Raw genomic sequence first — 15255 nt, 5'->3', positions numbered from 1 at the left:
CCGAATTTTCGGAAGCGAAATGAGTGTCGATTTCCTCGCGGAACGCGGACTCGTGACGCCGCTAAAGCAGGAGGTGGCGCACGCCGACCAAGTCCTGGCCTTCCAGATATGGCTGAGACGGCGTCGAGGTATTTCTGAGCGCATAGTCCGTCGCCATGGCCGGATGGTCATGCGCCTGCTTCCCGCTTTGGGCCCTGATCCAAGGCAGTACGATGCCGCGCTACATCTCCGCGGCGGAAGTCGATCGGGTCATCGCGTCGTGCGATGTCACGACGCCAATGCGCATCCGCGATCGCGCGGTGCTTCTGCTGCTTTCCCGCTTCGGGCTGCGCCGGCAACATTTCGGACTGCGCCTCGATGACATTAACTGGCGTGAGGAACCTTGCGTCTCCGCGGCAAGGGACGCCGCGAGCTCCGGCTTCCACTACCCCAGGACGCTGGTGACGCGATCATCGACTATCTTCAAGCCGCCAGTCCGCCTGCCGCCTGTGACCAGATTTTCCTGCGGACCGTTGCACCGTTTCGGCTATTGGCGGGCGCGAGTGCGCATCGTCGCCTTGCGCTTACCTTGGCCGGCATCTATCATGCACCGTCCCGAAGCGCCAATCTTCTCCGCCATTCGGCAGCGACATCAACCGTCCTGCGCCATCGGTCGATCGACACGACCCCCCATTACGCGAAGGTTGACATCGACATGTTGCCCGCCCTTCGTCGACGAAATTCGCGCGCTCACGCGGATCCCTTGACGACCGCGAGATCGCGGCGTTTCTTGCCCGCGACCACAAGACCAGCGCGACCGGCAGGCCGTTCACCGCCAGCATGATCAGCTGGATCCGCCACAAACATCGCATTCCCGGCCCGTCGGCACCGGCGGGGACGCTGACCGTCATCAACTCGCCCAACGCTATGGCGTCAGTTGCGGGGCAGTCTATTATTGGATCGACCGCAGGGTGGTTCCCGCCGATAGAAAGGCTGGTAAGTCCTACGCTATCACCATAACCGAGACGGTCGATCAACGGCTTTGCGCGTAGGTCTCAAAATCCCACCGCATTTCCGGCATCACTAAAACCGCTTGAACAAGGTGTCGGAATGCCCAAGGGCGGAATTGCCCCGATTTATCGGCCTTGGGGATAAGCTTGCGCCGCGCAGGGCTGGGTCGATATGCGCCGGAGCGCAATTCGGCCTGAGCCCTTCGACGAAGCGTTGCTCACCGATCCCATTCCGGATGCGGTCCACGGTCACCCCGTCGATCCCAGCCGTGCGTCGGCCTCGATTGGAGGCTACGCGCTGCCAAACGTGACGCAGCACGCGGAGGTAAGTGACCCAACCCCACATGTCTAACACGCGTCTTCGGATTTGCCTTACTCCACTGATAGAGTTTTGCGCTGAACGCCGAGTACCCACGCCTCGTCGATCTGGTGATCCATGTCCACAGATCACTCCTCCGTCATGGCCTGGAGCGAAGGCGACAGGACGACCACGGCATCCAGGACAGGAATGGGGCAGTCGGTGTCATCGCCTCCATTCGACAGCTTTACCCGTGGTGCGCCTCGCCCTCGGTCGCGAGGCGAGCCCGAGCGCCGGCATCATCGACAGCCAATCGGCAAAGGCCACGGACGATCAAAGGACGGCCACTCAACCGTTTCCACGCCCAATCCCGAGGTTCGGGTCGGGCTTTTACCCTCCAAGATTAATGTATTGTGATGTTTTAACTAGTGTATATTAAACGAATAGTCAATAGATATAACGATAATTCAATAAATTATTAATTGATAACTACTTGAACATGCCATGAATCCGGCAGATATTCACTTCCTATCGATCGGTCAGACTTACCCAAGGCAAATCGTGACGTTACTTGTGAAAGGAAGCCCTATGCCTGCTGTAGAGGCTGGAGGAAGCACCGTGCGTGCCACCCGTTTCCGCAACGTCGAACGGATCGGATTCATTGGTACCGGCAAGATGGGGCGCCCCATGATCGCCAAGCTCCTGGAAGCCGGCTATCCGGTGGACGTCTACGACATCAAGCCCGCAGCCGCGAAAGACGTCGTCGAAAAGGGAGCCCGGTGGCATGACGCTCCGCGCGATGCGGCCCGGGGTTGTGAGATTGTCATCACCTGCTTGCCGCTGCCACGCCACGTCTTTGACGCCATGACGGGCGAGCAAGGCGCCTTAGCCGGAATGCCACCGGGCAGCGTGTGGATCGACACGTCCACCACCGACTATAAAAATGCCGTCGAGATCGCCCGCCGGGCCGCGGCAATTGGCGTGCATTCGCTAGAGGCGCCGGTGAGCAACTTGTCCCACATGGGGGTCGAGTTTGCCAATGTCAGCTTCTTTGTCGGTGGGCCATCGGAGGCCTATGTGCGTAGCCAGGCGGTGTTGCAGGCCATGGGGGCCGTCTCCTTCCATGTCGGTGATATCGGTCAGGGCCAGTCAGTCAAACTACTGACGAACTTGCTCTTTTACGCCGCAGCCGTCGCGAGCGGCAACGCGCTCTGCCGAAGCGTGCGCGGGGGCGTTCCTGCGCAGCAGGCGTGGCGCAGGTTTGCCGGTTCTTCGGCGAACTCGGTTGCAATCGAGCAATACGCCCCGTTTCTGCTGGATGGCAGCTATGATCGCTCTTGCACGCTGGAAATTCCGGTGAAAGATATGGGCCTGACTGTCCAGCTGGCCGACGACCTCGGCGTGGGGCTGCCGGTCGGGCGCGCGGTCGAAAAGCGCTATAGCGAGGCGGGACGGAAGTTCGACCGATACGACAGCCATTTGCGAGTCGTCGAGTTGGCGGAGGTGGTCTTCGGCGTTCGGCTGCAAGTGCCGGGCTATCGTGCGCCATCGAAGTACGGTGCTGACCCCGCGCATCCGCCAGACGAAGAATTCCTCACCGATCCCATCGGACGGATCAAACCGAAGCGTGAACATGTGTTTCCGCTCGACGACGTCCCGCTCAGCGACATCCAGATACGCTTGCTCGAGTGTCTGGCCGGCGAGCTCACCCACGTCAATCGCCTGATCCTTGACGAAGCGTTTGATCTCGGACGCGGCATGGGCCTGAGCAATACCCTGATCTACGACGTGATCACCTGGAGCGTAGGAGCCTCCGCATGGTCGGACAGCCATGCTCAGCAATACAGCAACGAACAGCTTATAGATTCAGCCGGTGCCATTGCGCCGCCGCTGACGACTGTACCGCATCTCATCTGCCCATATACGGAGGAACTGTCATGACCGCCCTCGATCAGCAGACGACACTGGAGCAAGCCGCGCGAAAGCGCATCAAGGATTCCCATGCCCTCGACGGCGACGTCAGTCGCTTGGCCCACTTTTATCGCGGATGGGCTAGTTCCTATGAACTGGATGTCGGCCGCGACGGGTACTGCGGGCCGACGGTGGTTGCGGAACTCGCGAGCGCCGTGCAGACAGCGTATTTTGCCAATGAGCGAGCAGCCATCGCAATCCTGGACGCCGGGTGCGGAACAGGCCTCGTTGGCGCGCAGTTGAAACGCCTCGGCTTCCAGTTGCTCGACGGGTTCGACCTTTCCGAAGAGATGGCCGAAAAAGCGCGGAAAACTGGTGTCTACCGGGATGTCCAAGGCGATGTCGACCTTAACGGGCCGCTCTCCGACCACCTCAACGCGAGCTATGACATCACGGTCTGCTGCGGCGTCTTCACGCTCGGGCATGTCCGACCGAATGCACTGCGCGAACTGGCTCGCGTCACGCGCGCCAACGGATTCATCATCGCAAGCACCCGAAAGAGCTATGCGGAGGCCACATCCTTTGAAGATGAGGTGCGGCATCTGCAGGATGCGGGCGTGCTTGCGACGGCACAATGTCTAAACGACGGCAGATACATTGCGGAGGAGGGCGCGCACTACTGGGTTTTCAAAGTGCCGGATAGGGCCTGCGCAGAAACGGAGCCGCAGCTATGACCACACTACCGCAAATCTCACTAGCAAAACTGGCAGCCGATGCAACGCGACACGAAGAGCGCGAGCGCCTACGCCTGGCCTGCGAGGAATACGGGTTCTTTTACCTTGTCGAGCACGGAATCCCAAAAGAACAGATCGCAGAAGCGATCCAGGCTTCCCGGCGGTTCTTCGCGTTGCCACAGTCGACAAAGGAACGTTACGGCCACGCCGTCCAAAACGTGTACCCCGCTACCGCCCGTGGATACAGTCCGTTGCACGGCGAGGTGCTACATCCTGAGGCTGGCCCCGATCCAAAGGAAATGTTCGACCTCGGAATCGAGAACGAAGGCGACCGGCGCCCGTTTGCTGGTTGCACACGCCTTCCGGATGACGCGGTGGCTCCTGGTTTCGCTCGAAGCCTGCTTGCTTTGCAGGCTACCGTGGTCAACGAGGTTGTGCCGCAGCTCGGGATGGCGCTGGCCGACCTGCTCGAAATGGAAGAGGGCTGGTTCCGACGCCATTTCACCCCCCCGACAGTCCTGCAACGCGTGATCCGGTATCCGTCCACTGGCGGCACGGCCGGAAAGCATACCGACAATGGGTTCTTCACGCTGCTGCTGCAGGAGGAACTTCCCACGCGCTCCTTGCAGGTGTGGTTCGGGGGGCGCTGGGTGCCGGCGCCGAGCTTGCCCGACAGTCTCGTTGTCAATCTGGGCGACATGCTTCAGGCTTTGAGCGATGACCGATTCAAGAGTACGCCCCATCAGGTCGTGCACACTGGTCCGGCCGAACGAATTTCGCTTCCCTTCTTTATCTATCCCGACATCGACGCTCGCCTGACTTCCCGACAGAGAAAGCAAACCTTCAGCGTCGCCGAAGTGATGTTGCGCAACTTCGACTCGATCTGGGAAACCGGCAATGGCGCCGGACGGGCGCGAGAGTTGCAGTAAGCCGTTCGGTTTTCTCGAAGAGGGAGCTTAGGACATGCTAGACGCCGTAGTAGCCGGCGCTCCTCCCATAGCCAGGAAGGTGACTGTCCCTCAAAGTCCTGTCTTCCGTTCCTGAGATGGAGGTCGGCTGAGTGGACAAGGCTATAAGGTCAAGGCGGATGGAGAGCGCCGGGAACTAGCCGGCAGCTCTGTCGCTCTGGGACGGGCATGCAGAGTTAGACGCGGACATTTCGTGAATGGTCCTCGGATCGCTTAGCAATGCATTGACGCCTTTGTCGGCCATTTTCTGCGCAGCTAGGTTGGAAGCTCAGATTCTTCAGCCTAGGTTCGCTCGCGGCATTCGCCGGGAATGTTGTTGGCGACTCAGGGAAGCGTTACCCAGGTTCGTTAGTGTGAGATGCAAAAAACATGGCCGAAATCTATGATCCGCCGATCCCCTGGACTGGGGTTCTAGAGGTCCCCCTTGTACTGTTTCGGACAAGGGTTCGTTCAGAGTGGATCGACGAGTTCGAGCACGTTAATTCCGCCCACTACCTATCTATCTCCAATCACACTGGCTGGGCCTTCTGGAATTGGATCAACTCTCCTGAGGGCACCATGGAGGCACGCGGCGGCCATGAGAATGTGGTCATTGAGAACCACGTGCGGTATCTCAACGAATTGACGCTCGGCACTGAGATAAACGTCACGACGCAACTAAGTGATTTCGACAACAAGCGCTTTGTATTGTTGCACCAGATCCGGAGGTCGGACGATGGTGTCCTCGCCGCGACGAACGAGATGAAATGCCTTGCCTTTAACTTGAACAACCGGCGGGCCGAGAAATGGCGTCGGATTGTTGTCGATCGACTTGAGTTGATCCGCAACTTTCAAGCTGCAGTCGGCGCACCTGCTACCCTTGGCCGGGTCGCACTCAAGGAGAGATAAGGCATTCTTTGCTCATACCCCCCACGCGACCGGCTCGCACCGACGAGAGTGGCGCCACGACCATCAAGAGACGTCAGAAACATGCGCCCCATCACGCGAACTCGGATTCGATCTATTCTCAGAAGACCATGAGCGGAACGCTCGGTATCCAGGACTGGATGCGAACAACTAACCAAGCATCTTGCCTCGGAGTCGGACGAAGGTAAGGGACTGCACTCCGCCACCCGCATTCAGTGGCAGCGGGCCACAGGAATGCGATGGAGACTCGGCCATTTGGCTGACGTTGCCCCGCGATTTAATCCGGATTGAAGTTCGTTCTGGCCCATTGAGAGGACCAGGACATGAAGCGCAGCCGCTTCTCTGAAGAGCAGATCATCGGAATTCTAAAGGAACACGAGGCCGGGGTTTCGGTCGCCGACCTGTGCCGCAAGCAGGGGGTCAGCGACGCCTCGATCTACAATTGGAAGGCCCGCTTCGGCGGGATGGACGTCTCGGAGGCGCGCCGCCTGAAGGCGCTGGAGGACGAGAACACCCGGCTGAAGCGTCTGCTGGCCGACGCCATGCTCGACAACGCGGCGCTGAAGGATCTCGTGGGAAAGAGGTGGTGACGCCCGCGGCAAAGCGGAAAGCTGTCGCTCGCTTGAAGGATGCCTTCGGGATGAGCGAACGGCGGGCGTGTAAAGCCATCGGCTGCTGCCGCATGACGGTTCGCTACGAGACCAGCCGTCCAGACGACGGCGAGGTCTGCGAGCGGATGAGGGCAATCGCGCATGATCGTCGCCGGTTCGGCTACCGGCGTCTCCTCGTGATGCTGAGACGCGAGGACCTCGTCGTGAACCACAAGAAGCTGTTCCGGCTCTATCGGGAGGAGAAGCTTGCCGTTCGTCGCCGTGGCGGGCGCAAGCGGGCGATCGGGACCAGGGCGCCGATGCTGGTGCCGCTGCGCCCTGACGAGCGCTGGTCGCTCGACTTCGTGTCGGACCAGCTCACCGACGGCCGTCGCTTTCGCATCCTTGCTGTCGTCGACGACTGCACGCGGGAGTGCCTGGCGCTGGTGGTCGACACTTCGCTGTCAGGCATGCGGGTTGCACGCGAGCTGGACAGGCTCGTTACCGGGCGCGGCCGGCCGAGGATGATCGTCAGCGACAACGTCCTAAGAGCGTAAGGAAATGGAGGAGACAGTCAAAGTCTCTCTGTTCGTCAGCATGCTCTCGCCGCATGACGCTCGTCAAGTTGGGTGGTCGAACCAGGCGACCTCCACCGGCAAGGGAAAAGGTCTCGTCCATAGCAAACACAGGGTACGCGGATAGCGGCCCTCACCGTCCTCAACACGAGCTTCTGATCCAGGTGGAAGACCCAAACATTATCTACAGGGTCATCGAAGCGATGCCGTCACGGCCCTAGCTGACAGAGGTTCTTCCTCCTGGCACCCGCCCCTCAACGAAGGGCCGGTAATTGGAACCGCCTTTGACGACGGCGTGTACGACGCGCGCCATCTTGGCGGTAATAGCGGTCATCGCCTTGCGGCGCAGATCTGGATTGTCGCGATCTCTTGCGATGTAGCGTTCGAACTTGTGCCGGAAGCCGTTCTCACGCTGACGGATGGCGACTTGCCCGGCGATCCACAGAGTGCGGCGCAAACGAGCATTGCCGAACTTGGAAAGGTGGGTCTGGCCGCGATATTGACCGGACTGCTGTGTCGAGAGATCCAGTCCGCAGAACTTGAGAAACTGGCGATGATGGTGGAAGCGGCGAAGATCTCCGGCTTCAGCGATGATCGTCAGTGCATTGATCGGTCCGATGCCTGGGATTTGTCGCAGGAGCTGATAATCCTGGCTGTGCCGCAGCAGTTCGTCGGCCTGTGTCTCGATCTCGTTGCGTGACGGATCAGGCTGCGTGCTTCGAGACCGGTAACTTCTCTGGGGTCAGGCGGCGCGCAGGAGAGGCGGTTTGGGCTTGAATAGTGGTGGCACGTTCGGCTCTGGCAGTCGGAACGGTGCCCGCAATCGATCGCGAAGCTCGCCGTTCAGATCTGCCGTCCGGACCTGCATGAGCATATGAGCGCCGTGGAGCGACCAGCGCATCTGCTGTTTCTTGACCATCCGCTTGCCGACGAGTGAATTCACCGCTGACTCAGCCAGGGTCGTTGCGACGCGGAGCCCGGCACGGTAGCGTTTGCCATAGTCGACGATCGCGCCGCGGTTCGATCTGACATAGGTCAGGAGCTGCGAGCCGAGGCTGTGAAGACGGGCGATCGAGAACTCGCCGTCTCCTTGCGAAGCCTTCAGTCTCGCCAGGAATTGCCTCAGGTCGCGGATCGCGCGATCGACCCGCCCATGCCACAGGCGCCACTTCACCGCACTGATGTCACGGTCGATTCCGGGAAGCGCTTCAGAGAGACCTGATCGGGATCGAGCCATATGATCGGCGATATGCTGCATCGGTTGCACCTTCATGGCGATGTGGAACAGTCGATGATATGGGCCGTCGGCTTCGGCATGGCGCGGGGCAGCCGCTTCAGGATTTCGGCGCCGTCCGAAATCACTGTCACATCGCCAAAGCCGCGGTAACCTACTTCCCGAAGGGCATGAAGGGCACGATCCCGCATTGCCCGTTGGTCGGTGCTGCTGGTCGCGAAATAGCGGCCGCCACCTTCCCCCCGCCCGCCGCGGCCGCATCGGGCCACAACGAGCTCGAAGTTTCGCGCCAAATTGGAATCGGCGCTGCGGACATGCGCCGTGTCGATGCTGATGACGAACTCTTTGCGGCGATCGCCGGGAAGCTGCATCTCAAGCTGGCGTCGTTCGTCCGTTTGCGCCCTTGCGTGCAACACTTCCTCAGCAACCTGATCGTCGAGCCGTTCGCCAATCCTGATGGTTCTCTTGCGCACGGTGGCATGCGTCGGTCGGCTCAACGGGCAGGAATTCGGCAAGCACTCTCGCCACCTGCCGGTACGGCATCATGCTCCCCAGCCGCGCCGTCAGTTCCATCAGCTCGGATGTCGCTCGATCCGGGCAGATCTCCTTCAGCGGCGCAAAGGCAACGACCATGCCTGGGTAACAATCCCGACACAGCATCCAGCGAGGATTGCGCACCTCCACGATGCCAAAGACAGTCCGGATCCGTCGCGTCGTGTAGTCCTTGACCGGCCGAAGCCTTTCGCAATCCGGGCAGACCCGGCGAAAGAGGGAATACGTCTCCGCCTCGTGGTTCACGACCGCGCTCTGCAGCGCCGTCATGATGGTCTTGCCGTCCTCGATCGACAGGCCGAGGTCGCCGTCAAACAGTCGTTCCCAGCTCTTGTTGATACGAACCGCCTTCCGGCAAACGTCACCAAACTCGTTCCGGCCCTCGACCGTGATCGTCCATTCCACTGCCATCGCTTTCCCTCCGAACTAAGCGACGCTCATGAACTACGCGGGCCTAAAAACCAGTATTCGACCCCAGAGAAATTACCGGTCTCCCCGGTCTCGCTGTGGAACCAAGCCGCCCAGCCACGGCGAGTAGTAGTCCTGCGCCAACATGCTGATCCCTGCGGCGAGAGGCGTCTCTCTGCGCCGGGCAGGAAGGCCAGCAGGACACGCACCGGATCGTCGTCGAGGCGAGGGAGTTCTCGGCTGTGCCGCTCCCATTCCGTCGCCGGCACCTTCAAGGTTTTCGCGTTCTCCTGGAGGTTATGGTCGATCACCGCGAGCGCGACGCATCGCTCAAGATCGGCGAAGCTGAGACAAGCTCGCCGTTGCGCGGGATATTCGTCGTGATCCGCGACGGATCGGCCCGTCGAGCCGGGCTGCGTCGCAAGAACGGTGTTGAGCTTTCCGAGCAGCCTTTCGACCACTCCGCCCTGGTGGACGCGGCCACGATCCCGATAGCGGATCCGAATGCCGTAGTCTTCGCACCCGCGCTGGAAGGCATGCCCTTTGAACTCCTTTGCGGAGTCGGTGACGAGCGGCCGCGGCCCGGTTGATTGCGGCGCGTCGTGGCCCCGAACCGTCGAGAACCCTGTCGAGCTCGCGAGCGAGACGACGTGCCGTCGACCAGGCTTCGTCGGAATGCGACGTGCTGGGTGCGGCTTTTCGGTTGTGCAATCCGTTCGGCAAATCGAGCTGTCAGTGAAATCATTAGCGAAAAATCGGGCCTGTCGTAACGCCTAAACCTCAACAACACCTGACTTTTTCCTGTTTGAAATCGGGAAGTAAAAGCGACAAGGGGGCAGGTCCGGCTCTGCGCCCGCTTATCATCGCCCCAGCGTCGCCGGCAAGAAGCCGCCGGTGATCGTGGCTACGATCGCACGCGAGATGGCCGCCTTCCTGGGGCCATCGGCAGGGAGGTCGCCGTCGTCGCCGGTCTTGAGCCAACCCGCGGCACAGGGCCGGGGGTCGGGCCACGGTGGGGAGCTTCCGTCCCTAAGTTATGTGGCCGAGCCGATGCGCCCTATGCCCACCTTCTAGACCGAGGACAGCCCCCAGACGAAAACACGAAAGGCGGTACCTAATTTGCGGACGTTTGAGGACGAGAGTGCGATCAACCGTCGTCTCTGAGCTCCACCCCCAGCCCTGTGCAGCTTCAGCCGATCCAACTGCTTCGCAAACCTAGTGTGCTCCGTCGCGGGCCCGTCTTGTAAAGACGGTGTAAGAGTTGGAACGGCAACCGTAGCAACAAAAAATTCGCAGACTCTTAACGTCGCAAAATTGTTGACGATGGTAGCCTTGGGGCCAGGTCCGAGGTCAAGCGCGACTGCAAAAGATGCCGCCAATCCTTCAGACCGTCGCACGGCTCGCACAAAAGGGGTCCACAGCAATGGCAAGAGCGTTGATCTTAGTTGGAGGCACGAGAATGGGCTCGGGTCTGCTCTACATCCAGGCCGCTCAGCGTCTTGGCCTCCAGCCATTTACCCTTTCGGACGATCCAACGCGGTATGACCATTTTGGAGCGAAAGGGGCTGAGGCAATCCGCGTTGATACAGACGATCTGGATGCCCTGATCCGCGAATGTTCCCGGCTCCAAGACACTTATGAAATCGCTGGCATTACGGGCGCGTTGGACCCAGTGTATGCGACAGTTGGCAAGCTCTGCCGTCATTTCGATCTACCGGGACCGAACCCGGAGGCTATTGAACAATGCTGCGATAAGTACACTCAGCGTCAACTTCTCGCGGCCTCAGGCGTTCCGATACCTGCTTATCGCTTGGCGGCCAATGCAGCGGAGGTAAAGGATTCTGCCGCGGAAATCGGACTGCCGGTGATAGTTAAGCCTGCGGTGGGCAGCAACAGCGTCGGTGTCCGATTGTGCCGCACTGCCAACGAGCTAGCCGAACATACGGACTATCTGTTGGGCGGGCAGTACATGTGGCGGTCTGCGCCGAGGATACTGGTTGAAGAATTTGCACAAGGCCCGTTGTATAGCGCCGACATGATGGGAACAGAGGTCGTTGCGATTGGCATCGGTGAATATGGCCCCCCACCCAACTTTGTTTACCGGGAATGGGCCTTTCCGGCCTTACTGACCGATGCCCAATGTCGGGAGATCACCGAGATTTCGCTGAGCTCTTTGCACGCTCTCGGCTTAGGCTGGGGGCCATCGAACATCGAGTTGCGATGGACCAAGCGTGGTCCAGTCGTCATTGAAGTCAATCCGCGCCTTAGTGGTGCACCGGATCCTCAACTGGTCCAGCTCGCCTATGGCGTCGATCTCGTCACCGAGCACATCAAGCTTGTAGTCGGCGATGAATGCGACCTGCGCAAAAGGCATTCCGACTCTGCGGCCGCGCGATTCCTGGTTGCTGATCGCGATGGGACACTCGATTGGATTGGCGGGGACAGTGAGGCCGCTGCTGTACCAGGTGTCGCCGAGGTGAAATTTTACGCTAGACCCCAGACCCCGATCGTCAGAAAAGGCGATTATCGAGACTGCTTGGGACATGTCGTCGCGGCTTCATCCAGTCTTCCTCGCACCGAGGCGATACTTCAGCGTGCCGTCGACTTGATCGGTTGGTCGATCACACCATTTCCGACCTAGCACATGGGAGTATCCCTATCGTCAAGATCAAGGCGACGGACGCCAATCCGGACCTTGGCCAGGTGGACTCGGTTCAGACCGAAGATGGCCAAATCGGAATTGTGGCCGGGATCAATCGGAATGACCGTGTCAAGCGACCGGAGGAATTGATCCCTTGGCGGCATTAGGAACTGGCCCCTGGTTGGTTTGCAGTTTCGTTGGTTCCGAACGCCGGTCCGGCCTTCTGAAGGCCGGACCGAATCCGGAACCTTTAAAGGCGACGCGCTACAATGTAGTGAAAAAATTATATTAAACTTCCAATTCGTTCATGTAACTCCCGAAACAAAAACATGAGGAAACACAACAATAAAAAGCACGATATATTTCACCTTTAGATTGACTAAATTACGATTCCGCGTTTAATTTGATTCCGAATTTAGTCATGGTGCAATTACAGATATTGTATGGACAGCGGGTGACTTGTTATTTCTGCGACTGGGCCGTGATCGAGGCTCGCAAAAGAACGAACTGAGTAAGGGTCATCTCTTTTCTTTTGGCATTGGTGTCGCGCGCGGTGCCGACAAACGTAATGTATCTGCTTTTTTGTTCAATTATAGCCGCTTGGAAACAAGTACGCCATTGACACGTCGAACCTATGAAATTGTGGAGTTCCTACAATGTTGTTGACGCAAGATAACTTCACCGAAGCCGTCTGGAACGACTGGAAATTCCATATGCGCAATTTGATCAGGACGAAGGACGAGCTCGCTCAATGGATCGCACTAAGCGACCAGGATGTCACAGCGATTGATGCCGTCAAAGGTACCTACCGGTGGATGGTCACTCCCTACTATGCATCATTGATGTCGAAGACGGATGACAAATGTCCGATTCGCCTGCAATCCATACCTCATACGGATGAAATGATTACTGATGTGGGCTCGGATATCGATCCCGTCGGGGACGCGATATTCATTAAGACGCGACGTGTTATACACAAATACCCGAATAGAGTCGTTTTTTTGGTTTCAGATACGTGTCCCGTTTATTGCCGTTTTTGCACCAGAAAATACCATACGTCTAACGAGAAAGGCACATACTATAACACGGATTTTGACGCCAGCTACGAACCCGATTTCGAGTATATAATCCGGAACCAGGAAATATCCGACGTTCTACTAACAGGTGGAGACCCGCTTGTACTGAGTGATGGAAAGCTGGAGGAGATAATAAGAAGATTACGATCTATACCGCACGTGAAGATAATAAGAATCGGATCCCGTTATCCTGTCTTTTTGCCTCAGAGAATTACCTATGAGCTATGCAGCATGCTGGATAAATATCGGCCCATATGGCTTAGCACGCACTTCAATCACCCGATCGAAGTGTCTGCAGAGGCCGCTGAAGCCTGCGACCGCCTCCTTCGGCACGGTATTCCTGTGCAAAATCAGACGGTTCTATTGAAGGGTATTAATGACAATCTTGAGACACTGAAGGCGCTCTTTCGCAGGCTGATCGAAATACGGGTGAGGCCGTACTATCTCTACCATTGCGATCGTGTCACTGGCGTTTCCCATTTCGTGACTGGTCTCGAGCAAGGCCAAGAGATTGTCGATGGGCTTGTCGGGTTCGAAACGGGTTTTTCCGTTCCGAACTATGTGGTTACTACAAAACTTGGAAAGATCCCCGCTCAACGGCCCTATCTATTTCGGCGCGGCAATCGAATTTATGTGAGGAATTATAATATGGAAGAGGACGATATTACCGGCTACCTCCTCTGAATAGGCCTCTTTGCCGATGACTTGTCTATCCCGTCTTATGCATAACAGCGGGTTGGAGAGGCTGGCGGACGTAGCTTAAGCGTGTATTTGGTGTGGATTAGGTTGCCTATGCCAACCCTTCCACGAGATCTCGCGAGATCCTATGAGGAGTGGATAGCGACCTGCGCTGGACGACGGCCAAGTGCTCTTCTTCCAGCCTGCCGCTATGTGCAACGTCGCTCCTGCTCCGCCGATCACGGTCTCAAGCTGGTATTTCGCGCCATGAAAATCGGCGGCCACTCCGGCGCCTCGCATGGGGTCGCCAGAGCTGAGGACCACGCATTCCAGATGGCTTAGATTCTCGACCAACTCAATCACTCGCGAACTGAGCCTCATGAATAGTCGAAGAAACAAGAGAAGACGTTCAAGAGCTACCCGATCGGTTGGTTCCACATCGGCATCGCCGACAGACCGCGACCGCCTTCACATAGACCGGCTTTAAGCAATCGATCAGGAGGAAACATGCTGGAGACCAGCCCGCGCCCGCTACGCCAGACAGACGGCCGAGAGTTCGTGCGTAGCGAACATACTGTTCTTCAGGAGGTCGCGCTCTGTCGCCCCACCTACTACGACTGGGCCGCCGAGAATGCGATTGTTGAGCAGTCAAAGTCTTCAGGCGCGTCAGTCGACGTGGAGGTCGCCATTTCCCAACACCAGGAATTGGTCGCGGCGCTCGAGGGGGAGGGGGTGACATGCCACTTCCTCGAGCCCGATGAACATCTGCCGATGCAGACGTTCGCCCGCGATAGCGGGATCATGACTCCATGGGGCATGCTCATCGCCCAGATGGCCCGCCCGGAACGCCGCGGCGAATGGGGCGCGATCGAAGACCTCGCCTCCTATCTTGAGCTGCCCATCTGGAAACGCGTTACGGCGGCTCCGGTCGAGGGTGGCGATGTCCAGATCCTCAGAGAGGGGGAGATTATCATTGGTGTGAATGAGGTCCGGACCTTCTCAAAAGGCGCGGACCAGGTCGCGCGCTGGGTGGGGGGCGAGGGCTGGAGCGTGCGCAAGATCCGCGTTCCAGCCCATTTCCTCCATCTCGATGTGCTTTTCAGCGTGCTGAACGAGCGGCTTGCGCTATGCGCTACCGAAATTCTGGATGCTGCCGATGTCGACTGGCTCTCACGCAGGTACGAACTTATCCATGTGGGCTACAGCGATGTGATGCGGATGGGCTGCAACGTTACCGCGCTCGGTAACGACGTTGTTCTGTCTGCCGAACAGCAACCCCAAATCAACGCACGGATTCGGGCCAACGGACTTAAGGTGCTGGAGCCGAATCTGCAACAGTTCGTACTCGAAGGCGGCTCGACACACTGTCTAACAATGCCGCTGAGAAGAGGTTTGTGAAGAGACTGTAAAAACTTCGGTTGCCGCAGGCGCATTGCCCAAGGTATCCCATGGTGAGGTCGGCTATGTCTTCGATTCCGACGGCCAGCAATACCTCGATGGCTCGGGGGGCCTGCCGTTTACAGGCATCGGCTACGGCAGAGTCGGCACCGTTTTCGTTTTGCCGAGCCTCATCTGCGGCGCGACAATCAACGTGAGAGCGCGTATTGCCTCGCCCACGAGTGTTCCCAAAGAACAATGCCGTTGCCTCACTCGGATGTTCTCGATTGCCTCACTGGTTGTTCCCGAGATTTAGCC

General features: G+C 58.5%; 8 protein-coding genes and 5 pseudogenes. 10 read left to right on the top strand and 3 right to left on the bottom strand.

The window, feature by feature from the left end; translation table 11 throughout:
• Positions 1-1534 precede the first annotated feature (1534 nt).
• From NKJ08_RS39060 to NKJ08_RS20720, 6 genes and pseudogenes are all read left to right on the top strand, one after another.
• A pseudogene (locus NKJ08_RS39060) lies at positions 1535-1618 on the top strand (IS5/IS1182 family transposase); the annotation flags it as partial.
• A 173-nt stretch (positions 1619-1791) separates the two neighbouring features.
• On the top strand, positions 1792-3228 hold the full coding sequence (locus NKJ08_RS20740) for an NAD(P)-dependent oxidoreductase (protein WP_352783066.1): 1437 nt from the start codon (positions 1792-1794) through the stop codon (positions 3226-3228).
• Positions 3225-3932: a class I SAM-dependent DNA methyltransferase gene (locus NKJ08_RS20735; RefSeq protein WP_352783064.1), complete on the top strand. Its 708-nt coding sequence runs from the start codon at positions 3225-3227 to the stop codon at positions 3930-3932. The genes NKJ08_RS20740 and NKJ08_RS20735 overlap by 4 nt, the downstream gene beginning before the upstream one ends.
• The gene (locus tag NKJ08_RS20730) at positions 3929-4861 is read left to right on the top strand and encodes an isopenicillin N synthase family dioxygenase (protein WP_352783062.1); all 933 of its coding nucleotides are present in this window, start codon (positions 3929-3931) and stop codon (positions 4859-4861) included. The genes NKJ08_RS20735 and NKJ08_RS20730 overlap by 4 nt, the downstream gene beginning before the upstream one ends.
• A 408-nt stretch (positions 4862-5269) precedes the next feature.
• Positions 5270-5788 carry an acyl-CoA thioesterase gene (locus NKJ08_RS20725; RefSeq protein ID WP_352783060.1) on the top strand — a complete coding sequence of 173 codons (519 nt, stop codon included), beginning with the start codon at positions 5270-5272 and terminating at the stop codon, positions 5786-5788.
• A 341-nt stretch (positions 5789-6129) separates the two neighbouring features.
• A pseudogene (locus NKJ08_RS20720) lies at positions 6130-6938 on the top strand (IS3 family transposase); the annotation flags it as partial.
• A 250-nt stretch (positions 6939-7188) separates the two neighbouring features.
• Here NKJ08_RS20720 and NKJ08_RS20715 read toward each other — a convergent pair.
• The 3 pseudogenes from NKJ08_RS20715 to NKJ08_RS20705 form a co-directional block, all read right to left on the bottom strand.
• Positions 7189-7668: pseudogene (locus NKJ08_RS20715) on the bottom strand (transposase); the annotation flags it as partial.
• 45 nt (positions 7669-7713) lie between these two features.
• Positions 7714-9168 (bottom strand): annotated as a pseudogene (locus NKJ08_RS20710) (ISKra4 family transposase).
• A gap of 84 nt (positions 9169-9252) precedes the next feature.
• Positions 9253-9746, bottom strand: a pseudogene (locus NKJ08_RS20705) (TnsB C-terminal domain-containing protein); the annotation flags it as partial.
• 878 nt (positions 9747-10624) lie between these two features.
• On the opposite strand from NKJ08_RS20705, the gene NKJ08_RS20700 reads away from it, so the two are divergent.
• The 4 genes from NKJ08_RS20700 (at position 10625) to NKJ08_RS20685 (ending at position 15253) form a co-directional block, all read left to right on the top strand.
• Positions 10625-11806, top strand: coding sequence for an ATP-grasp domain-containing protein (locus NKJ08_RS20700; protein ID WP_502906343.1), 1182 nt, complete (start codon positions 10625-10627; stop codon positions 11804-11806).
• 656 nt (positions 11807-12462) lie between these two features.
• On the top strand, positions 12463-13566 hold the full coding sequence (gene blsG, locus NKJ08_RS20695) for an arginine 2,3-aminomutase (protein ID WP_352783054.1): 1104 nt from the start codon (positions 12463-12465) through the stop codon (positions 13564-13566).
• A 501-nt stretch (positions 13567-14067) separates the two neighbouring features.
• A complete protein-coding gene (locus NKJ08_RS20690; RefSeq protein WP_352783051.1) occupies positions 14068-14958 on the top strand; it encodes a dimethylarginine dimethylaminohydrolase family protein in 891 nt (296 codons plus the stop codon).
• A 34-nt stretch (positions 14959-14992) separates the two neighbouring features.
• The gene (locus tag NKJ08_RS20685; protein ID WP_352783048.1) at positions 14993-15253 is read left to right on the top strand and encodes a hypothetical protein; all 261 of its coding nucleotides are present in this window, start codon (positions 14993-14995) and stop codon (positions 15251-15253) included.
• Positions 15254-15255: the final 2 nt, after the last annotated feature.

This window comes from Mesorhizobium sp. M0244 (assembly GCF_040321795.1).
In the GTDB taxonomy this organism is placed as follows: domain Bacteria; phylum Pseudomonadota; class Alphaproteobacteria; order Rhizobiales; family Rhizobiaceae; genus Mesorhizobium.
Note: the sequence above shows the minus strand (reverse complement) of the source record. Positions and strands in the feature narration are given on the sequence as shown.

Bases quoted from the DNA above. Each gene is read 5' to 3' on its own strand.
- NKJ08_RS20690 (WP_352783051.1), top strand. From the start codon at position 14,068: ATGCTGGAGACCAGCCCGCGCCCGCTACGCCAGACAGACGGCCGAGAG.
- NKJ08_RS20725 (WP_352783060.1), top strand. From the start codon at position 5,270: ATGGCCGAAATCTATGATCCGCCGATCCCCTGGACTGGGGTTCTAGAG.
- NKJ08_RS20730 (WP_352783062.1), top strand. From the start codon at position 3,929: ATGACCACACTACCGCAAATCTCACTAGCAAAACTGGCAGCCGATGCA.
- blsG (WP_352783054.1), top strand. From the start codon at position 12,463: ATGTTGTTGACGCAAGATAACTTCACCGAAGCCGTCTGGAACGACTGG.
- NKJ08_RS20740 (WP_352783066.1), top strand. From the start codon at position 1,792: ATGAATCCGGCAGATATTCACTTCCTATCGATCGGTCAGACTTACCCA.
- NKJ08_RS20735 (WP_352783064.1), top strand. From the start codon at position 3,225: ATGACCGCCCTCGATCAGCAGACGACACTGGAGCAAGCCGCGCGAAAG.
- NKJ08_RS20700 (WP_502906343.1), top strand. From the start codon at position 10,625: ATGGGCTCGGGTCTGCTCTACATCCAGGCCGCTCAGCGTCTTGGCCTC.